The following is a 21,532-nucleotide window of genomic DNA, read 5'->3' as shown; positions in this document are numbered from 1 at the left end:
ACTTTCGCTTCGATAAGACCGGTTATTTTGAAATGTCTTCCAGCGGATAGCGCATAGTGAGTATGGTTTTTGCCGTTTTATACTTATTGAATAAAAACGTCATACCTTGTACACTGAATCAATGGATATTCAATCACGGCGGCGTGTCGTCATTACGGGTTTGGGTGCCGTCACTCCGCTCGGAAACGATGTCGCATCGACATGGGCGGGTATTAAAGCCGGCAAAAGCGGCATCGGAAAAATTTCTCTTTTCGATGCTTCCGATTATCCCGTAAAGATTGCAGCCGAAGTAAAAGATTTTTCACTCGACGCGTACGGTTTGGATCACAAAGTCGTGCGCAAAATGGCGCGGTTTACGCGCTTTCTCACAGCCGCTTCTCTGCAGGCCATCCGCGACGCGGGCTACGACGAATCGTCTTTCGGGCAGGACGCGTCGGGCATCGTAAACGGCGTCGGCATCGGCGGCTACGACGCGATCGAAGACGGTTTTAAAAAATACTGCGATCCCCGCTTCGGCGTGAGCCGGCTTCCGCCGCTCACCGCTCCGATGATGCTGCAAAACGAAGCTGCCGCGAATGTCAGCATGTTCCTCGGTGTGCACGGTCCGGTATGGACGATTTCGACCGCCTGTGCTTCCGGAACCGATGCGATCGGCCTCGCATCCGATTTGATTCGAAGCGGCAGGGTGGACGTATGCATCGGAAGCGGTACGGAAGCGTGCATTACGGGATTCAGCATAGGCTGCTTTCAAGTGTTGCAAGCGCTCGCATCTTCGTTCAACGATTGTCCGGAAAAAGCGAGCCGCCCCTTCGACAAAGCGAGAGACGGCTTTGTCATGGCCGAAGGAAGCGCCGCCCTCGTGCTCGAAGAACTCGAACACGCGAAAAAACGCGGTGCGCGCATCTATGCGGAAATCGCAGGTTACGGATCGTCGAGCGACGCTTATCACATAACCGCACCTTCTCCCGACGGTTCGGGGGGAGCGCTTTGTATCGAACGCGCTTTTGCCGACGCGGGTATGCAGCCTTCTTCGGTTCAGTATTACAACGCGCACGGTACGTCGACACAGGCGAACGACGAAACGGAAACGAAAATGATAAAGCGCGCTTTCGGCGATCACGCGTATACATTGGCGGTATCTTCGACGAAGAGTATGACCGGTCACATGATCGGAGCGGCAGGTATTATCGAAGCGCTCTTTTGCGTCAAAGCGATCGGAGACGGTTTTGCACCTCCGACGATGAACCTCGACGAACCCGATGTCGAGCACGGCTGCGATTTGGATTACGTTCCGAACAAAGGCAGAAAAATGTGCATCGACGCAGCGGCGAGCGTATCGCTCGGTTTCGGCGGACATAACGGGTGCGTCATCGTTAAGCGGTACGAATAAAGAGAGGCGGAAGTTGATTCGAAGTCCGCTAAAGTTTTTATGAGTGTTTTTATGAGAGGTAGTTATGATTATTAAACCGATGGTTCGAAGCAGCATCTGTATCAACGCGCATCCTGTAGGCTGTGCAAAAGAAACGGAAAACGAAATCGCGTATATCAAGGCGCAAAAAGAAAAGCGCGGTATCAAGGGTGCAAAAGAAGGCGGGGCGGGGCCGAAAACCGTGCTCGTCCTCGGTTGCTCGACAGGATACGGACTTGCAAGCCGCATCGTCGCTGCATTCGAATACGGAGCCGACACGATCGGTGTTTCGTTCGAAAAAGCGGGAACCGAAACGAAGGGCGGCACGCCCGGTTGGTACAACAATGCGGCTTTCGACCGCGCGGCGAAAAAAGAAGGACTCGCATCCGTCACGCTGAATGCAGACGCTTTTGCCGACGAAACGAGAGCGCTCGTCATCGACGAAGTGAAAAAGCTCGGAGCCAAATTCGATTTAATAATTTACAGTCTTGCAAGTCCCGTGCGCACCGACCCCGATACGAAAGTGCTCTACAAATCGGTGATCAAGCCGCGCGGAAAGCCCTACAGCGGAAAGTGTATCGACATTATGACCGAGACGCTCAAAGAGTCGAGCGCGGAGCCGGCGACGGAAGAAGAAATCGCAAGTACGATCAAAGTGATGGGCGGAGACGACTGGAGGCGTTGGATCAAACAGTTGTCCGATGCGGGAGTCCTTGCGCAAGGCTGCCGTACGATCGCGTATTCGTATATCGGACCGGAACTCAGCCATGCGATTTACCGCGACGGCACGATCGGTACTGCAAAGCTCGATTTGGAAAAAGCGGCGCTCGACTTGGACAAAGATCTGAAATCGTCGGTAGGAGGAGGCGCGTACATTTCCGTCAACAAGGGACTCGTCACGCGTTCGAGCGCGGTCATCCCGATCATATCGCTGTACCTGTCGATTTTATTTAAAGTGATGAAAGAAAAGGGAACGCACGAAGGATGCATCGAACAGATGGAGCGTCTCTTTGCCGAACGGCTCTATACGGCCGACGGTACGGTTCCGACCGACAGCGAGCACCGCATCAGAATCGACGATCTCGAACTTGCGGACGACGTGCAGAAAAAGTGCCTCGAAAGCATGAAGTCGGTGACGCAGGAAAACCTCCGGGATCTGTGCGACCTCGAAGGCTACAAGCACGACTTTCTCGCTGCAAACGGGTTCGATATCGCGGGCGTCGATTACGATAAGGACGTCGCGCGTATGGATACGATCGATTGAACGGCGCTTGATGCCGATGAAAATTATTAATTAATAATTTTGCTCCGTCTTTTGCGCTCGGCGCAAAAACGGGGCGGAGCCTAAGCTGCGGAGGATTCGTATGTTGGAAGGGCGCCACCTTATAGAGCCGGATGATCTTTCCGTTGAAGAGATCGATGAAATCTGCTCTCTTTCCGAACAGATGATCGTCGATCCTGCAGCGTTTCAAGATGTGTGCCGCGGGAAAATTCTCGCGGCGCTTTTTTTTGAACCGAGTACGCGCACGCGTCTTTCCTTTGAAGCGGCGATGCTCCGTCTCGGAGGCGCGGTCGAGGGTTTTTCGGATGCGCAGTCAAGCTCCGCGGCAAAAGGGGAATCTCTTTCCGATACGATCCGCGTCGTCTCATCCTATGTAGACGTCATCGCGATGCGCAGTCCGAAAGAAGGTGCGGCGCTCCTCGCATCCCGTTTTTCGTCGTGTCCGATCATAAATGCGGGCGACGGAGGCCACTTCCACCCGACGCAGACGCTCACCGATTTGGTGACGATACGAGAGCTTCGCGGCGGTTTTGAAAATCTTACCGTAGGTTTTTGCGGGGATTTGAAATTCGGGCGTACCGTACACAGTCTCGTGCAGGCGATGTGCCGCTATAAAAATAATAAATTCGTCTTTATCAGTCCGAGCGAACTGGCAATTCCCGAATACATTCAGGAAAGCGTGCTCGATGCCTCGGGCGCCGAATATGAAAGCGCGTACCGTCTCGAAGACGTTATCGATACGATCGATATCCTCTATATGACGCGCGTGCAAAAAGAACGCTTTTTCAACGAGCAGGATTACATCCGCTTAAAGGACAGCTACATCCTTGACAAAGAAAAGATGAAGCTGGCGAGGCCGGATATGATCGTGCTTCATCCGCTGCCGCGCGTAAACGAAATAGCGCCGGAAATCGACGACGATCCGCGTGCGGCGTATTTCAGGCAGGTGAAGTACGGCATGTATGCGCGCATGGCGCTCATTGCAAAATTGACGGGCTGTCTGTAGGGCGGTTTTAAAAATTCGGTCGGTTTTTTAAGCGACCTTACATTGCAGTTTTTTTGGTTCCCGATACAAGCGGAGGCGTTGATGAACGTAACGGCGATTAAAAACGGTTTGGTAATAGATCACATTAGAGCGGGTACGGGCTGGCGCATTTTCCGCCGGCTCGGTCTCGACGCTTCTTCTTTTACGTCGGCACTCATCATGAACGTGCCGTCGCAAAAGAGCGGCAAAAAAGATTTGATAAAAATCGACAATATCATCGACATCGATTTTTCGGTACTCGGCTTTATCGATCCCGATATCTGCGTCAATATTATTAAAGACGAAAAAGTCGTTCGGAAAATCAATATGACCCTGCCGCCGCGCGTGCAAAACGTATTTCGCTGTAAAAATCCGCGCTGTATCACGGCGAGCGAAAACTTCGTTCCGTCGACCTTTTTGCTCGTCGACCGTACGAAAAGATTGTACCGCTGCGAATACTGCGACGCGCTGTATACGGCGGGTGAAGACGGAAATCCCGTGGAGGCAAAATCGTGATGCGCGCTCTTCTTTTTTACAATGCACATCTTCTAGACGAAGCGATCGACACGCCCGGAGCACTGCTTGTCGTGGACGATAAAATCCGCGCGGTCTATACCGGCTATTTTACGAACAAAAAAACGACGGAAGCCCTTGCGCTTTCCGTACTCGCAGAAGACGGCTACGAGCATCCCTCCGTCGAATACGTCGACGCGCAGGGGCTCACGCTTATGCCCGCTTTTATCGATATGCACGTGCACTTGCGCTATCCCGGTCAGACGCAAAAAGAAGATTTGACAAGCGGATTGCGCGCGGCTTGTGCCGGAGGCTTCGGTACCGTCGTTGCGATGCCGAACACGATTCCCGTCGTTTCGTCGCAGATGAGCGCGCTCGAAATCGACAGGGAAGCGGCATCTCTCGCTCTTGCCGGTATGATACAGTCGGTGAGCATCACAAAGGATTTCGGAGGCAGTGATACCCGACACATCGAAGACCTCGACGCATCTCGAGTGCCGCTTATCACCGAAGACGGAAACGATGTCGCATCCGCTTCCGTCATGCTCGACGCGATGACGAGAGCTTCCCGCCGCGGCATCATCGTAAGCTGTCACAGCGAAGACGCATCGCTTGCGTCCGCGGCAAAAACCTACCGCCGTGAAGCGCTTAAACTGATGGAATCCTATCACCTTGCCGCGTGGGGAGCGGACGACGACGATGACGTTCCAGACGAAGTGCTCGACAAAATCGCGAGCCTTTTGACAAAAGCGAACGATCTGCTCGCGCTTGCGGAAAACAGCGCGACGATCCGCAATATCATGATCGCACGCGAAGCGGGGTGCCATGTGCACATCGCACACGTGAGTACGGCCGCCGCCCTCGACGCGGTGCGCAGCGCAAAAGAATCGCTTTCGGACGATGAAGCGGATTACCTCGCCGACGAAGCGGACGCCGCCTACGAAGCCGTCCTCGACGGTACGCGCTATGTCCCCGAAGCGAGGGAAGAAAAACGTTTTCGCGTTACTTGCGAAGTCACTCCGCATCACTTGGCTCTCTGCGGTACCGACGAACCTTTTATACGCGCGCTCGTAAATCCGCCGCTCAGGAGCGAAGACGACCGAGTGGTGCTTCTCGAAGGGCTTCGCGACGGTACGGTCGATGTCATCGCAACCGATCATGCGCCGCATACGCTTGAAGACAAAGTCTCAGGCAGTCCCGGCTTTACGGGGCTCGAAACGGCCTTTGCGGTGTGCAATACCGTCCTCGTCGCAGGCGGTCAGCTCGGAGCGAAGAGATTATCGGCTCTCATGTCGGCAAATCCCGCGCGCATCCTCGGTCTTAACAAAGGCGTACTCGCTCCCGGTTTCGACGCCGACATCGTATTCGTCGATCCGGAAGAAAAGTGGACGGTGGACACGAGCGCCTTTTTCAGCAAGGGGAAAGCGACCCCGTTCAACGGCCGGGAACTCGTCGGCAAAGTAAAAGAGCTCTTTGTCGCAGGCAGGCGGGTACTGTAACGGATGCTCACGCATCGGCGCTGTCGGGTGAACGCGATCGTACCGTGTAAACGCCGCGCGCGATGCATCTTGTGCAAACGCCGAGCGAATGCCGCGCACGGGACGCATCTTGTGCAAACGCCGAGTGCGGACTTCATTTCACGCGCTTGCTCCGTGCAAACGCCGAGCGCGACGTAATCTTGTGCGGTTGCTCCGTACGGACGCTGCGTGCTATACTCGTGCCATGCAATTTTCGAACCTTTTTGTCGTACTTTATTGTGTCGGAACTTTTCTTTCGTTTTTATTACATAATTTTATTGAGAGACTCCAATACGTGTTTCGAAAAAAATACGGACGCGACATACCTCCGGAACTCGCGCCGTATATCACATCGCGTGATGCGGAAAAAACGTGTGCGTATAAAGATGCGCGCTATCGCCTTTGGGTTTTCGAATACGGTACATCGACGACGCTCGGCGCGGTTTTGCTGCTTTCGGGTTTTTATCCGCACGTTTTCCGTGCGCTTAAGTCCGTATCCGACAATCCGTATGCGCTGACGCTCATCTTCGCGCTTACGGTATCGATTCCGTCCGCCGTCTTATCGCTCCCGTTCGAATGGTATGAAGAGTTCGTCATCGAAAAGCGCTTCGGTTTTTCTTCGATGACGCTGCGGCTTTGGATCGCGGATAAGCTCAAATCGATCGCCTTAGCCCTCATCGTGTCGGTGCTTTTACTTTCGGCGATGACGGCGATCTTCGAACACGTGAGCGCATGGCCCTTCGTGCTCGCAAGCGTTTACGTTGCGTTTTCGCTTCTCATGTCGTTTATCTATCCGCGCCTCATCGCTCCTCTTTTTAATAAATTTACTCCTCTCGGAGAGGGTGCGCTCAAGTCGCGCATTTCAGATTTTATGGAGCGCACGGGATTCAAATCGAGCGGAGTTTTTATCATGGATGCGTCGAAGCGCAGCAAACATTCGAACGCGTATTTTACGGGCTTCGGAAAAACCAAGCGCGTCGTGCTTTACGATACGCTCGTCGAACAGCTTTCGGTCGATGAAGTCGGCGCCGTCCTCGCGCACGAACTCGGCCACTATAAAAAACATCACATCGTAAAGCGTTTTGCCGTGACGATTCCGCTTGTGTACATCGTCCTTTTCGCCGCCGCCCGCCTCACTTCATGCGAAGCGCTTTACAGCGGATTCGGCTTTTCGTATGATGCGGCGCTTCCGTACATGAAATTCATCGCGCTCTTTTTGTTGTCGGAAGTTTTCGGCGGCTACGGCATCTTTGTTCGGCTTGTTTCCAATTTCTTTTCGCGAAAAGACGAATACGAAGCCGACGCGTACGCAAAGAAATTGTGCGGGTCCGGGAAACCGCTTTCGTCCGCACTCATCGCATTGAATCGGGAAAACAACGGCGAAGTGCGGACGGCGAAAATCTACAGCGCGTTTACGTATTCGCACCCGACGCTGCTCGAACGCCTTCGCGCGCTGGAGTAGAGGCGCGGTCGGTTACGTCGGGAAATTGTAAAATCGGCGCTGAACAGCGGCGGTCGGGTTGCTTTTTATGCGAGTACAATTTTGTGCCCTTATATAATTTTTTATTTTATTATATAGTGGTCCTATGATAGAATTCGATATGATGAAATTGCAAAACGGCAGCGATATCCGCGGCATAGCCGTAAGCGGCGTCGAAGGCGAAAACGTCAACTTTACGGAAGCGGCGTGCAGCCGCATCGGGCAGGCGTTTGCGCTGTGGCTTTCAAAAAAAATCGATAAACCCCTTTCCGCGCTCACGATCGGAATCGGGCGCGACTCCCGTATTTCAGGCCCGTCTCTTTCGGCCGCTCTCGCAAAAGGCATGGTCTTTCAAGGCGCGCGCGTGGTCGACTGCGGCCTTTCGACGACTCCTGCTATGTTTATGTCGACCGTATTTCCCGAAACGAAATACGACGGCGCGGTGATGATGACGGCAAGCCATCTTCCGTACAACAGAAACGGCGCAAAATTTTTCGACCGCGACGGAGGTCTCGAACATGACGATATCGAATCGATATTGAAAAGCGCGGCGCCTCTCGATGAAGCTTTTTCCGATTCGCCGCTGGAATCTTTCGATCTGCTGTCGCTGTACGCCGCGCACTTGCGTAAAACTATCTGCGCGGAGCTTGCAAAATCCGAAAGCGACAAACCGCTTGCGGGTTTACGGATCGCAGTCGACGCGGGAAACGGATGCGCGGGCTTTTTCGTTTCGTCGATTTTACAGCCGCTCGGAGCCGATACTGCAGGCAGCCGCTTTTTGGAAGCGGACGGCATGTTTCCGAACCACATCCCGAATCCCGAAAATAAAGCTGCGATGGAAGCCGCCCGAAGCGCAACCGTAGAAGCGGGCGCCGATTTGGGATTGATTTTCGACACCGACGTCGACCGCATGTCCGCCGTGCTGCACACCGGAGCCGAAGTAAACCGCGATGCGATCATCGCGATGATTTCCGCGATTTTAGCGCCTTCTTATCCGGACGGAACGATCGTCACCGATTCGGTAACGTCGGACAGGCTTACGTATTTTTTGGAAAAAGTGCTCGGCTTGCGCCATTTGCGCTATATGCGCGGCTACAAAAACGTCATCAATAAATGCAAAAAGCTCAACGCAAAGGGCATCGTTTCGCCGCTTGCGATGGAAACGTCGGGACACGGTGCGCTCAAAGACAATTACTATCTCGACGACGGCGCTTTCCTCGCGGTAAAGTTGATCATCGCGCTTGCAAAAGCGAAGGCGGAAGGGAAAACGATAGACAGCCTCATCGCTCGTCTTCCGCCGCTCGTTGAAGAATGCGAATACCGCTTTAAAATCGGCACGGAGGATTTTAAAACCTACGGCAAAACCGTACTCGCCGAATTTAAAAAGCGCGCCGAAACTGCAGGCTATGAGCTCCCGGAATCTTACGAGGGGATCCGCGTTTCATTTAAAGGAGAAGACGCGCAGGGTTGGATGCTTCTCCGCTTGAGCCTGCACGATCCGGTTATGCCGCTCAACATCGAAGGAGGACGCAAAGGCGACGCGGAAAAAATTATTAAAATCGCAAAAAACCTGCTCGCCGGCTTCGACAAGCTCGATATGTCGTGCCTGCCGTAAAAAAACGCTAGCTTCGCCGCGCTCCGGATTTTTTTGCCGGCGGAGGCACCGGGGTCGAATCGTCATGCGGTACGATTTCGACGCAGTTATACGACATGACGAGACCGTTTTCGTTCATAACGCGCATCAGCGCGACGAACATATCGTTTTTCGTTTTGAGAAAATCCGAACTCTTACACCACACTGCGACGATCATATTTATATTGCTGTCGCCGAACCCGTCCACCCATACGGCGGGCGCAGGCTTTTTGATAACCGTTTCGCACAGTTCGGGCGCTTTTAAAAGCACGTCGAGCGCATAGCGGATATCGGTGCCGTATTTTAGACCGAACGCAAACGTTATGCGCCGCGTCGCGTAGTACGAATTGTTTTGAAAGGTCGTATTGATGATCGACGAATTCGGAATGCGCACGAGCTGATTGTCGAGCGTGTGCACTTTCGTCGAAAGCAAATCGATCGAATCGACGTTTCCGATAACTCCGCTGACGACGATAAGGTCGCCGACTTTGACGACGCCTTCGGTTATGACGAAAAGTCCGCTGATGACGTTGCTCACCGTCGTCTGCGCTGCAAAACCGACGGCGAGCCCCGCAATACCTGCAGCTCCGAGCAGAGCGGTAAACTTGATGCCGAAGCAGCTGAGTATGTACATGACGATCACCGAGTAAAAGACATATTTTAATAATTTATGCAAGGCGAGATTGTTCTCTTTGTTTATCTTTTGTTCGGGTATGCGATTGAGCGCATGGAAGGCGAGCTTATACAAAAACCAAATGATGCCGATGACGAAGAGCGCTCCCGCAGCGCGAAAAAGATTCGTCCATGTAAAAAACGATTTTACCCACGCAAAGAGCGTCTCTTTGTGTTTGGAAAGCTGTTCCTGCGCCTGCTGTACGCCGATCGTTACGGCGCTTGTCGATTCGTCCATTTTCAACCTCTTGCCGATTATTAATTTTCGTTAATTTTTTGAAACGTCATTGTGTTTGCAGATGTCGTTTATGAGACAGGTATCGCATTTCGGATTTCGCGCGGTACAAACGTAGCGTCCGTGCAGGATGAGCCAGTGGTGCGCATGGCGCATATATCGCTTGGGAATGCGGGAAACGAGGCTTTCTTCGACTGCAATCGGAGTTGCGCCTTCGGCGAGTCCGATTTTCGGACAGATGCGCAGCAAGTGCGTATCGACGGGCATCGTCGGTTTGTCGAAGACGACATTGAGCACGACGTTCGCCGTCTTTCTGCCGACACCGGGAAGCTTCATAAGCTCTTCGCGTGTCGAAGGCACTTTTCCGTTGAAATCGTTGATGAGGATTTTACTGAGCGCGATGATGTGCGCCGCCTTCGTATGGTAGAGTCCGATCGATTTAATGTAAGTTTCGAGTTTTTTTTGTCCGAGGGCGATGATTTTTTCGGGCGTATCGGCGATTTTGTAGAGCGCTTCGGTTGCGGCGTTGACGCTTTTGTCGGTCGCCTGAGCGGAAAGCACGACCGACACGAGCAGCGTATACGCGTTTTTCCATCGGAGTTCCGATTTCGGATCGGGGTTTTGCTTTTTAAAACGGTCGAATACCGTGCAGATTTCCCGCTCTGTCAGCAGTGTCATGGGATTATGTCAGCGCACTCTTCAGCGCATCCGCTTTATCGGTTTTTTCCCAGCTGAATTCGCTGCGTCCGAAATGCCCGTAGGCCGTCGTCGCTTCGTAGATCGGGCGTTTGAGATCGAGCGTTTTGACGATACCCGCAGGCGTGCAGTCGAAGATTTCTTTTACGGCTTTCGTAATTTTTTCGACCGGTGTTTTTTCCGTACCGAAAGTATCGACCATAATCGACACGGGAAAGGGAACGCCGATCGCATACGCGAGTTCGATTTCCGCTCTGTCGGCGAGACCTGCGGCGACGATGTTTTTTGCGATATAGCGCGCCATATAAGCTGCGGAACGGTCGACTTTCGACGGGTCTTTGCCGCTGAACGCGCCGCCTCCGTGTCGACCCATACCGCCGTAGGTGTCTACGATGATTTTGCGTCCGGTCAGCCCCGAATCTCCCTGAGGACCGCCGGTGACGAAACGCCCCGTCGGATTGATAAAATATTTCGTATCTTTGTCGAGCAAACCCGTCGCATCGAGTACGGGTTTTACAATCCGCTCGATTATCGTCTCTTTGATTTCGCCGTATTCGACGGAGGGATCGTGCTGATGAGAGACGACGACGGTATCGATCCGCAGAGGAACGTGTCCTTCGTATTCGATCGTCACTTGGCTTTTCGCGTCGGGGCGCAGCCAGGAAATCGTCTTGTCTTTGCGGAGTTCGGCCGCTTTTAAAAGCAGTTTATGCGCGTACATAACCGGCGCGGGCATGAGTTCGGGCGTTTCGCTGCACGCAAAGCCGAACATCATCCCCTGGTCGCCCGCTCCCTGCTGACCGGTGTATTCTTTGAGGCCTTTGCCGACGACACCTTGATTGATGTCGGGCGATTGTTTGTGGATGACGTTGAGAACGGCCATAGAGTTGCAGTCGAGACCGTAGGCGGCATCGGTGTAGCCGATTTTTTCTACCGCATCGCGCGCGATCCGTTCGATGTCGAGCGATGCTTCTGTTGTAATTTCGCCGCCGACGAGTACCATACCCGTTGTTGTAAAAGTTTCGCATGCGACATGGCTTTCCGCGTCCCGGGCGAGGCAGGCGTCGAGTACGGCATCGGAAATGCGGTCGCAAATTTTATCGGGATGTCCTTCACTTACCGATTCGGACGTAAAGAGATAGCGTTTATTATTCATAGCACTCCGGAATTATTTATTTACTTATTGATGAAAGTATAGTATACTATTTAAAGCGGATTGACAACAGCTGTGCGGCGAACCTTATAAAAAGTATAATGTGGAGGTGTTTCCATGGCGTTAAAAAAATCATTTTCGAAAGACGGAAAAAAATGTACGGTCACGTTTATCGTGCTCCCCGATGCGGCGGGTGTCGCGAAGACGATCAATATCGCCGGCGATTTTAACAGCTGGAGCAGTACCGAAACGCCGTTGAAAAAAAATAAAGACGGATCGTTTTCCGTCAAGTTGGATCTTGAAACGGACAGAGAATATCAATTTCGCTATCTCATCGACGGGCAGCGCTGGGAAAACGATTGGCAGGCGGATAAATACATTCCCGCGCCGTATTCCAACGCTGACAATTCCGTCGTCATCACAAAAAAATAAAAACGCGGCGGAAGAATTGCGTATTACGGTACGTGAATGATTTCGCGCGGTTTACTGCCGTTCGCAGGCCCCACAATGCCCCGAGCTTCCATCTCTTCGACGAGGCGCGCTGCGCGGTTGTAGCCGATTTTAAGCCTGCGCTGGATGTATGACGCGGACGCTTTTCCCGACTGTACGACGATGTCAAGCGCTTGGTTGTACAGCGGGTCTTCGCCGTCGAATAAACTCGGTTCCGCGCCTTCTTCGTCATCCGGCACGAAAATCTCTTCATCGATGTATTCAGGTTCTCCGTATTTTTTTACGTGTTCAACGACGTCTTCGACTTCCTGATCGCTTACGAAGGTTCCTTGAATGCGCACGGGAAACGGGTTGACGGCGCTCGAATAGAGCATATCGCCTCTGCCCAATAATTTTTCCGCTCCGACTTGATCGATGATGATGCGGCTGTCCATCTTCGACGCGACCATAAATGCGATGCGCGCAGGGATGTTCGCTTTTATCAATCCGGTGATGACGTCGATCGAAGGACGCTGCGTCGCGAGTACCAAGTGGATGCCGATCGCGCGGCTCATCGCCGCAAGCCGGGCGACCGTCGATTCGAGTTCTTTGCCCGTCGTCGCCATCAAGTCCGCAAACTCGTCGATGATCAGCACGATGTACGGAATCTTTTCCGTTGCGATATGTTTTTCTTCGATCTTTTTGTTGTAGCTCGCCACATCGCGGCAGCCCATGCCGTCCAAAAGCGCATAGCGCCGCTCCATTTCGCACAGCGCCCACTGTAGCGCTTGAAACGCTTTTTTCGATTCGGTGATGACCGGAACGAGCAAGTGCGGGATATCGTTGTAGAGTTTCAGTTCGACGATTTTCGGATCGATTAATATGAGCTTTACTTCCTGCGGCGACCGTTTGTACAAAATCGAAAGGATCATGCTGTTGACGCATACCGATTTTCCCGAGCCCGTAGCTCCCGCGATCAAAAGGTGCGGCGTTTTTACGAGGTCGATGATCTGCGGTTTTCCGAGAATGTCTTTTCCGAGGATAACCGGCACGGCCATCTTTTTGTATTCGCTCATGTCTTTTTCGATGATTTCGCGAAAGCTGACGATGCTGCGTTCTTTGTTCGGTATTTCGATGCCGACCGCTTTTTTCCCCGGAATAGGAGCTACGATGCGGACGCTGCTTGCCGCAAGGCGCAGCGCGATGTTGTCCTGTAATGCCGCGATTTTGCTCAGCTTAACGCCCGGCGCCGGAAGCAATTCGAACATCGTGACGACCGGCCCTTTTTTTATGCCGATAATATCCGCTTCGATGTTGAATTCGTTGAGCGTTTCTTTAAGTTCGGCCGACGCTCGTTTGGTTTCGTCGTCGATGATCCAGTATTGATCGTTTTGATATTCGGTTAATAATTCCGTAGGTATTTTATACGGCCCTTTCGGCTTCGGCTTTTTTACCGGTTCCGGTTTCGGAGGAGAGATTTTTTCAGCGTCGCTGCCGCCGTTGAAAAACTCTTCGAGCTCTTCTTTTGTGTTTTTGGCACGTGCCGTCGACACAACGCTCGCATCTTGAATGACAGGGCTATCGACGGTAAGCGCATCGTTAAAATGCGATACGTCTTTGCGCACGTCTTCGTCCATATCGCTGAATATGCTTTCTGCGAGGCCTCTCGGCATTTCCCGTTCGCCTGCGTCGTTCGTTTCTTCGACGCTTTCCGCATTCATATCGATGTCGAAAAAATCGGGATCGAGCGAAGTACCGTTTTCTTCCTGCTGCGGTAAATCGTATTCGGAATTTAATAATGCTTCGGATTCGGAAAAATCATCGGAGAGATTTTCTCCTTCCGGCAGTTCTTCCTCATCTTCTATCGGCAGAACGTCTGTCGGTTCGATGTCTGCCGCTGTGTCGGTTCTTTTTGTACGCAGGGTGTTTTCCCTCTCCCAAAACGGTGCATTGTCGTTTTCGGAGAATATGCTGCCGCCGTTATTTCCCTGCCGTGCGCCGTCATCATCTTTTGCAAATGCATCCGTATCGTCTTCAGCAGGAAAGCCGGGCCATGCAAGCTCTTCGATTTCGTCGAGCGGCGCATCGTCATGCGCGGTGAGCGCGGTAAATTCCGCTTCCGAGATAACCGATGCCGCATCGTCTTTTTTGTCCGCATCGCTGTCTGCTGTATTGTCGAAGACGGTTTCAAACGGGGATGAGAGATCGTTACCCGTCTGCGTATTTTTATCTGCGCCGGCGTTTTCTTCTGCAAGTTTATTGATCTCTCTGCCCGCCGTATACGCATCGTCTTCGCCGCCTGTTTCGCTTGCCGCCCTCGCGATTTTATCGGCGATGATGCCCGCTCCGAGCCATTCTATAACGATAAGCATGGCGCCGAGCGCAATCGTGATGCCGATCTTTATGCCGGTAAAATCGGAGCTGAATTCCGCGATCGATTTGCAGATGACTTCCGTAAGTACGGCGGTAAAAAACGGAACGACGGCGGTCAAAAGCCGCATCGTTTTACGCCTTGTCCATTTTCCCGAAAAGCACGCCATCGCTGCAAAAAATAAAAAAGCGGGAACGAGGACGCTTGAAAATCCGTATACCGAAAAGAGCATGGCGCCGAGCAAAAACAAAACGCTTCCAAACCCCGCACCGTATGCGATAAAATCGAAAGGCTGCAGCATGAGCGAAACGAAAAAAAACGCGGCAAGCAGCAGTAAAAGCATGCCGGCAGCGTACTTCGGCTTATTCAAACGTTCCATCTATACTCCCATCGCAATTTAAATCTAAGAAAAGCAGTGTTTGTCTCAAAAGTCGGTTCCATGTTAACAGTATCGGTAGATTAGCCGTTCCGTTTTAGTGGAAAACTTTCACCGTTTCGTATATAATGCAGAAACAGGTGGGTACTGTGGAAAATCGATTTGAATTTAAATGCGCCGTATGTGCCGTGTGCGACGGGAGAGGCTGCATCGGACAGGTGCCCGGCATGGGCGGCGTGAATAATAATAAAAATTTCAAGCTCAATTTCGAAGGTTGGAAAACCCTTTGGCAACAGGCAGCATCCGCCGGAACGCTCGACGCGATTTTATCGACGCCGATCGACGCTCGCGCCGTGCGTGTGGGGCCGGTTACCGGCGCAGTGCAGAATATCGGCTTCGAAAAAGAGGAATATTTTTATCTGCCGTATTTTTCCGCCGCTCGAAATGCGGGAATCGGTCTCTGTGTCGGGGACGGTTATCCCGATTATAAACTGCACTACGGGCTCGATGCGGTACGGAAATTGCAAAAAGTCGAACCGGAATTGAAAGCGGCCGTATTTTTAAAACCTTATCCGAACGAAAAACTTTTCGAGCGCATTGCCGCCGCCGAAGGCGTTGCGGAAATCATCGGAAACGATATCGATTCGTACAATATTGCAACGATGCGGGATCTCGTGCATTTGGAAAAGAAAACGCCGGAGCAGATCGCCGAAATCAGAAAAAGAGTCGGCGTTCCGTATGCGATAAAAGGAATCTTTTGCAAAGAAGATGTCGAACTCGTAAAGGCGGTAAAGCCCGATATCGCGTTTGTTTCGAATCACGGCGGGCGCATCGATACGCGCGAAGGAAGTACGGCGGAATTTCTCGCGGCCTACGGAGCGGAGCTGAAAAAATACTGCGGTTCGCTTTGGGTTGACGGAGGCGTCAGAACGCGTCATGATATACAAACTGCGCTTTTTTACGGGGCGGCGCAAGTCATCATAGCTCGCCCGTTTATCGCCGCCCTCGTTTCGGACGGCATCGGCGGCATGGTAAAAAAAATCGATGAAATTATCACCGGTGAAATTATCGATTGAGTTTTATAGAGGTGTGATATAGGGGTTTTTATGAAGCGATTATTGTTTATTGCCTTTTGTGCCGTACTGTTCGCGGCTTCGGGAACGATGCTTTTCGCGCAGACGTATGCGGCAGTTCCCGTAGAGCATCCGATTTATTCGATTATCGCACAGGCGGAACTGTGCGGCCTGTGCCGTTCGCTTTCGAAAGTAAAACCCTATTCGGAAAAGACGGTCATAAACGCGATCAATGAAATCATCGCCGCTTCCGACGCAGCCGATTTTCCGCTCCTGTCGCAAACGGAAAAGGAAATCCTGTACGATACGCTCGAAGAGTTTAAGCGGATGCCCGGCAGGGACGCTATGCGCGGCGCGTATTATTATGAAGGAAAAGGAAAGATTCGGACGACGGTCGATGTCACGTTTAAAGCGGACGTATTCGCTTCCGGCGGCATCTATACCGATAAGAACGACGATCAGTGGGGCTTTACGATTCGTCCGGCCGTTTCGCTGCGCGATGATTTGGGAACGCATCTTTCGTACGATTTTACTTTGTTCGGCAATGCGTCGCGCGCCGTGCTGCAAAATCAGGGAACATACAGTATTGGAAAGTGGTGGTATACGGAAACCGAAGACGGCATCGGCGAAAGGTATATCAAAACCTATGCGAATAAAGCGTTTTTTCCGTTTTCGCATCACAAAACATGGGACGGCTCCATGTATAAGGTCGCCGACTTATCGGCAAACGGTCTTGAAGGCTGGTGCGACGACGGTGCGCTCGGTTTCGGAATCAATTCGGAAATGGCGGCGGGTTTCCTCGACGATAAAATCTTCCTGCGCTTCGGGCGCATCTACCGCGAATGGGCGGCGATGGACAAAGGCGCAAGCCTCGTGTTCAGTAATTACGCGCATCCTTTTCTCGCTTTCGAAGCCGAACTTTCGCCGTTCAGCTGGTTTTCGCTTTCGACGCTTACCGGCATCCTCGAATTCCCGAACAGCGATTATATCGTCGGCGATATCTACAACAGCCAAAAAGATTACAGCAAAAAATATTCAAACGAATCGTTTTTTCAAAACGCCTATTCGATCGCGATGCTCGAATGTAATTTCAAATACGTGCACGCCGACTTCGGCACGACGGTTATCTGGCCGAAGCGTTTCGAATTGGGCTATCTGTATCCTCTCATGGATAAAGTTTTTTATCAAAACAATATCGGCGATTTGGACAATATCGCGTTGTTCGGAAATATCGCGTTTACGTATCCGAAAATCGGTACCGTATGGGCGTCGCTCTTTCTCGACGAATTCAACGGTTTGAGTCGTTCGACGGGTTTGCTCGGCGATTTTATTCATGCGACGCGCGATATGTACGCGACGCAGGTCGGCGTAAAAGCGAATGTTCCGCTGCTGCCGTTTATGACGGTCGCATGCCGCTACACGAAGATCGAACCCTACTGCTATACGCACCACGCCATCAATTACACACCGTGGTATTCGCACTATATTTCGGAAGCGTACATGACCGCCGGCGAAAATATCGGCTATTATCTTCCGCCGAATTCGGACGAACTGAATGTCCGCGTCGAAGCTTCGCCGCTTGCCGCGCTTAAAGCGCATATAGAATATCAATTTATCAGGCACGGCGCGGAATACGGCAGTCAGGCGGTGCGCGGCAGCTCTCAGTATTCGGAGCTCGATCCCGGTGAGCGCGAAAGTATGCGCAAATATTTTTTGCACGACGGGGCGTACCAGTGGTTCCACATCGTAAAAATCGGCGGAGAATATTCGTTTCGCAAGTTCAAAGTACCGCTGACGGTATACGGCGACGTCGGCTTTGTCTACAGCTATTTTACCGTAATCGACGGGACTCCGAACAACAATAAAAAATACGACTATCACGTTGCGAATTCGAGCGAATATCCGACGGAGTTCGGCGCTATCGTTTCCGGCGGAGTGCGCCTGTATTTTTAAAACGCGTGTGCGGCCGGCGGTATACAATCGATTTGATCGCGTGCCGCGCGGATGTACGGTTTTTTATATTATTTTCACAGGAGTAAGCTATGAATATCGAAACGAAATGCCTGCATTCGGGATATGAGCCGAAAAACGGCGAACCCTGCGTTATGCCGATCGTACAGAGTACGACGTATAAATTCGATTCCTGCGATCATGTCGCCGCTCTTTTCGACAAACCGACGGAATACATATATTCGCGGATGGCGAATCCGACCTGTGATGCCGTTGAAAAAAAGATTGCGGATCTTGAAGGCGGCGTCGGGGCAATGCTGACATCGAGCGGGCAGGCGGCTTCCCTGCTTTCGATTTTAAACCTGTGCTCGGCGGGTGACAGCTTTATCGCAAGTTCGGCGATTTACGGCGGTTCGACGAATCTCTTTTGCTTTACGCTCAAAAAGCTCGGCATCGAATGTATTCAAGTTTCCGCCGACGCCGATTACGATACGATTCTCAAATCGTTTAAGCCGAATACGAAAGCGGTATTCGGAGAAACGCTCGCCAATCCTTCGCTTACGGTATTCGATTTTGAAACGTGGGCGAAAGCCGCTCATGCGCGAAACGTACCGCTCATCATCGACAATACTTTTGCGACGCCGATACTTTGCCGTCCGATCGAATGGGGAGCGGACATCGTCGTTCACTCGACGACAAAATACATGGACGGCCATGCAGTTCAGTGCGGCGGCGTCATTGTAGACGGCGGCAATTTCGATTGGGAAGCGGCGTACAAAGCGAGCGGTTTTTTTGCGGATTTTTGCGAACCCGATCCGAGTTATCACGGTCTCACCTATACGAAAGAATTCGGCAAAGCGGCGTATATCGTCAAAGCGCGGACGCAGCTCATGCGCGATTTCGGCTGTTATCCGTCGGTGCATTCGGCGTTTTTGTTGAATTTGGGGCTTGAAACGCTGCCGCTGCGGATGAGACAGTATTGTAAAAATGCGCTCACGCTTGCCGAGTATTTCAAAAAAAGCGATAAGATCGCATCGGTGACGTACCCTGCGCTCGCGGGAGACGCAAATCATGCGCTTGCAAAAAAATATTTGCCCGAGGGGACGAGCGGCGTCATTGCGCTCAGCATCAAAGGCGGGCGAGCGGCTGCAGTGCGCTTTATGGATTCTCTTTCGCTTGCAACCGATGAAGTTCACGTCGCCGATATCCGTACTTGCGTGCTCCATCCCGCCTCTTCGACGCATCGGCAGCTCACAGACGAACAGCTTGCGGCGGCGGGAATCGACGGCGGCTTGGTGAGATTCAGCTGCGGACTTGAAAACGTCGAAGATATCGTCGCCGATGTTGACCGCGCGCTCGCAGCAGTGTAAAACAGAAGATACGCGCGGCAGGGGGCTGTCTTAAAAGTCGGTTACTTTTTCGACAGCCCGTCGAGTTTAAAATTAAGTCTTTATAACGTATAATTAATTAATAATGTGAATGTCCACTTAAAAAAATAAATAAAATTGTAGAAAACTAAGCGCAAATTTTTAATAAATTTACGGAGAATGTCCGAATTTTTCTTGACAAATGCTCTTTGAGGCCATACTATAAATAAAGAAGACGGTACATAAAATGACGCTTGATTACTTATTATTTGGAGGTATGGATAATGCAAAAAAGAACACTCCTTTTATCCTCGTTGATCGCGTTTGCCGTTGCGAGCCTTATTTCCTGTAGCGGTAAATCGATTAAAAACGGAACCTACACTTCGTCCGTACAGGGGATGAACGATGCGATCGAAGTGTCCGTTACGATTGCGAACAAAAAGATCGCGGACGTACAGGTTACGAAAAACTCGGAAACGCCGGGAATCGGCAGTCCGCTCATGGACGCGAACGGTACGGTTTTGACGGCCGGAGGAATGGCTCCTATCGAATTGATCCCCGCCGAAATCGTAAAGCATCAGTCGGTGAACGTCGATGTCGTAACCGGTGCGACGATTACGTCCGCCGCCATCAAAGCGGCCGTGTCGGATTGTCTGAAACAGGCGAAAGCGAATCCCGCCGATTGGAACGCAAAACCGGAAGCGGCTTCCGCTCCGGAAAATGCGAGCGCCGATGTCGTCGTTGTCGGCGGCGGCGGCGCGGGACTTGCGGCTGCTATCGCAGCGGGTCAGCAGAATAAATCGGTTATCATCGTAGAAAAGAACGGTGAAGTGGGCGGCGACACGCTTGTGTGCGGCGCCAGTTACAACGCACCCGCCGATGCTATGCAGCGTCGAGTCGTTATGTCCGAACCTGTAAAACGCACGATCGAAGCGGCCCTCGCCGAAGCACCGAAAAGCGGTGAACACGCCGCGCTCCAAGCGCGGGTGCGTTCTCAGTGGAACGCGTATAAGGCGAGCGGCAGAACCGACCTCTTCGATTCGAAAGACTGGTTTGCGTTGCAGACATGGAACGGCGGCGATAAAGTTGCTGACCTCAATCTTGTCAAAGAACTTGCGGATAATGCCTACGATGGTCTTGTATGGATAAAAGCTTTGGGCATGGGCTTCAACGATGTAATTTTACAAGCTGCAGGCGGACTTTGGCAAAGAACGCACGAGAGTACCATGTTGATGGGCACGGGCTTTATCTCCACTTACGTGCAAAATCTTGCCAAAATGAACAACGTTACCATCATGGTTGAAACGACGGGTAAATCGCTCGTCAAAGACGGCGACAGAGTTACGGGCGTCGTGTGCGCCGACAGAAACGGCAATCAATTTACCCTTTCGGCAAAGGACGGCGTCATCCTCGCGACCGGCGGTTTCGGCGCGAACTCACAAATGGTGCAGCGGTACAACACGACCGGCAAATGGCCCGATCTCTCACAGACAGGGACGACGAATCGTTTTTCGTGCTCACAGGGAGACGGCATCATAATGGCGACAAACGCAGGCGCCGGGCTTCGCGATATGGAGCAGATTCAACTTCTCTTTCTCGGCAACACTAAGGACGGGCAACTTACGAAGTGGCCGCCGCGCGCCGCCCGCGAACTTGACCAGATGATCTTTGTCAACAAAGAAGGCAAGCGTTTTGTGAACGAAGGAGGGAGGCGCGATGAAATCTGTCTTGCGATCCTTGCTCAAACCGATAGAATGTATTACATGCTCGAGTCTGCCGACGGTACCGGATATAAGGATATTCATGACCCGAACTGGAGGAGCGCGGACGGCTTTACTTTTGACTACCTTACCGATAACGGCTATATGATTTGGGACGATACGCTTGCAGGCCTCGCGGGAAAGCTCGGTATGGATGCAGCAACGCTTCAGGCAACGGTTGACACGTTCAACGCGGACGTGGTGACAGGCGTGGACAAAGAGTTTGGCAGAACGATCTACTCGGTGCAGTTCACAAAGGGGCCTTGGGTCGCAACTCCGAGACAAGCGTGTATTCACCACACGATGGGCGGCGTTACGATCGATACGAACTGCCGCGTCATCGGCACGAACGGAAAAGCAATCCCCGGTTTGTATGCAGCAGGAGAAGTCGTGGGCGGTATCCACGGCGGCAACAGAGTCGGCGGTAATGCGATCACGGAAGTCGTTGTATTCGGTAAACTCGCAGGCGATACGGTTGTCGCGGACGCGCGGTAACGAACATAAAAAAGCTTGCGGTAAGTAAGATCAGGATCCGTAAATAAAAAGGGTTGTCCTTTGTGGAGTTTTTTACAACTTCCGGGACAGCCCTTTTT

Annotated in this window: 16 protein-coding genes; 12 read left to right on the top strand and 4 right to left on the bottom strand. The window is 52.1% G+C overall.

Annotated elements, in window-relative coordinates; all coding sequences use genetic code 11:
• Positions 1-121: 121 nt before the first annotated feature.
• The 7 genes from fabF (at position 122) to IZU26_RS01890 (ending at position 8,839) form a co-directional block, all read left to right on the top strand.
• Entirely contained in the window at positions 122-1,390 is a 1,269-nt protein-coding gene (gene fabF, locus IZU26_RS01920; RefSeq protein WP_433276338.1) for a beta-ketoacyl-ACP synthase II, read from the top strand.
• A 64-nt stretch (positions 1,391-1,454) separates the two neighbouring features.
• Positions 1,455-2,672 carry an enoyl-ACP reductase FabV gene (fabV, locus tag IZU26_RS01915; RefSeq protein ID WP_433276336.1) on the top strand — a complete coding sequence of 406 codons (1,218 nt, stop codon included), beginning with the start codon at positions 1,455-1,457 and terminating at the stop codon, positions 2,670-2,672.
• Positions 2,673-2,772: 100 nt separating this feature from the next.
• Positions 2,773-3,696: an aspartate carbamoyltransferase gene (gene pyrB / locus IZU26_RS01910; protein ID WP_433276334.1), complete on the top strand. Its 924-nt coding sequence runs from the start codon at positions 2,773-2,775 to the stop codon at positions 3,694-3,696.
• A gap of 78 nt (positions 3,697-3,774) precedes the next feature.
• Positions 3,775-4,230: an aspartate carbamoyltransferase regulatory subunit gene (locus IZU26_RS01905; protein ID WP_253724996.1), complete on the top strand. Its 456-nt coding sequence runs from the start codon at positions 3,775-3,777 to the stop codon at positions 4,228-4,230.
• Positions 4,230-5,726 carry a dihydroorotase gene (locus IZU26_RS01900; RefSeq protein WP_433276332.1) on the top strand — a complete coding sequence of 499 codons (1,497 nt, stop codon included), beginning with the start codon at positions 4,230-4,232 and terminating at the stop codon, positions 5,724-5,726. The genes IZU26_RS01905 and IZU26_RS01900 overlap by 1 nt, the downstream gene beginning before the upstream one ends.
• Positions 5,727-5,949: 223 nt before the next feature.
• A complete protein-coding gene (locus IZU26_RS01895; RefSeq protein ID WP_433276330.1) occupies positions 5,950-7,206 on the top strand; it encodes a M48 family metallopeptidase in 1,257 nt (418 codons plus the stop codon).
• A 124-nt stretch (positions 7,207-7,330) separates the two neighbouring features.
• On the top strand, positions 7,331-8,839 hold the full coding sequence (locus IZU26_RS01890) for a phosphomannomutase/phosphoglucomutase (protein WP_433276328.1): 1,509 nt from the start codon (positions 7,331-7,333) through the stop codon (positions 8,837-8,839).
• Positions 8,840-8,846: 7 nt separating this feature from the next.
• On the opposite strand, the gene IZU26_RS01885 is transcribed toward IZU26_RS01890, so the two are convergent.
• From IZU26_RS01885 to metK, 3 genes are read right to left on the bottom strand one after another with little or no spacing between them, the layout of a single operon-like run.
• Positions 8,847-9,767, bottom strand: a complete 921-nt coding sequence (locus tag IZU26_RS01885; protein WP_433276326.1) for a mechanosensitive ion channel family protein — start codon at positions 9,765-9,767, stop codon at positions 8,847-8,849.
• A 30-nt stretch (positions 9,768-9,797) separates the two neighbouring features.
• Complete coding sequence (gene nth / locus IZU26_RS01880; protein ID WP_433276324.1) at positions 9,798-10,442, bottom strand: endonuclease III; 645 nt, start codon at positions 10,440-10,442, stop codon at positions 9,798-9,800.
• 4 nt (positions 10,443-10,446) lie between these two features.
• Positions 10,447-11,616, bottom strand: coding sequence for a methionine adenosyltransferase (metK, locus tag IZU26_RS01875; RefSeq protein ID WP_433276322.1), 1,170 nt, complete (start codon positions 11,614-11,616; stop codon positions 10,447-10,449).
• A 114-nt stretch (positions 11,617-11,730) separates the two neighbouring features.
• On the opposite strand from metK, the gene IZU26_RS01870 reads away from it, so the two are divergent.
• The gene (locus IZU26_RS01870; RefSeq protein ID WP_021330553.1) at positions 11,731-12,045 is read left to right on the top strand and encodes an isoamylase early set domain-containing protein; all 315 of its coding nucleotides are present in this window, start codon (positions 11,731-11,733) and stop codon (positions 12,043-12,045) included.
• A 23-nt stretch (positions 12,046-12,068) separates the two neighbouring features.
• Here the strand turns inward: IZU26_RS01870 and IZU26_RS01865 are convergent, their stop codons facing one another.
• A complete protein-coding gene (locus IZU26_RS01865) occupies positions 12,069-14,792 on the bottom strand; it encodes a DNA translocase FtsK (protein WP_433276319.1) in 2,724 nt (907 codons plus the stop codon).
• Positions 14,793-14,938: 146 nt separating this feature from the next.
• On the opposite strand from IZU26_RS01865, the gene IZU26_RS01860 reads away from it, so the two are divergent.
• From IZU26_RS01860 to IZU26_RS01845, 4 genes are all read left to right on the top strand, one after another.
• Positions 14,939-15,865 (top strand): alpha-hydroxy-acid oxidizing protein, encoded by a 927-nt coding sequence (locus IZU26_RS01860; RefSeq protein ID WP_433276317.1) that lies wholly within the window; start codon positions 14,939-14,941, stop codon positions 15,863-15,865.
• A 30-nt stretch (positions 15,866-15,895) separates the two neighbouring features.
• Positions 15,896-17,815 (top strand): hypothetical protein, encoded by a 1,920-nt coding sequence (locus tag IZU26_RS01855; protein WP_433276315.1) that lies wholly within the window; start codon positions 15,896-15,898, stop codon positions 17,813-17,815.
• A gap of 89 nt (positions 17,816-17,904) precedes the next feature.
• Positions 17,905-19,182 (top strand): O-acetylhomoserine aminocarboxypropyltransferase/cysteine synthase family protein, encoded by a 1,278-nt coding sequence (locus tag IZU26_RS01850; protein WP_433276313.1) that lies wholly within the window; start codon positions 17,905-17,907, stop codon positions 19,180-19,182.
• 281 nt (positions 19,183-19,463) lie between these two features.
• Entirely contained in the window at positions 19,464-21,434 is a 1,971-nt protein-coding gene (locus tag IZU26_RS01845) for an FAD-dependent oxidoreductase (protein WP_433276311.1), read from the top strand.
• Positions 21,435-21,532 lie beyond the last annotated feature (98 nt).

It is taken from the genome of Treponema sp. SP13 (genome assembly GCF_050938355.1).
Lineage (GTDB): Bacteria > Spirochaetota > Spirochaetia > Treponematales > Treponemataceae > Treponema_D > Treponema_D socranskii.
The sequence above is the reverse complement of the archived record's forward strand: the minus strand, read 5'-3'. Positions and strand labels throughout refer to the sequence as shown.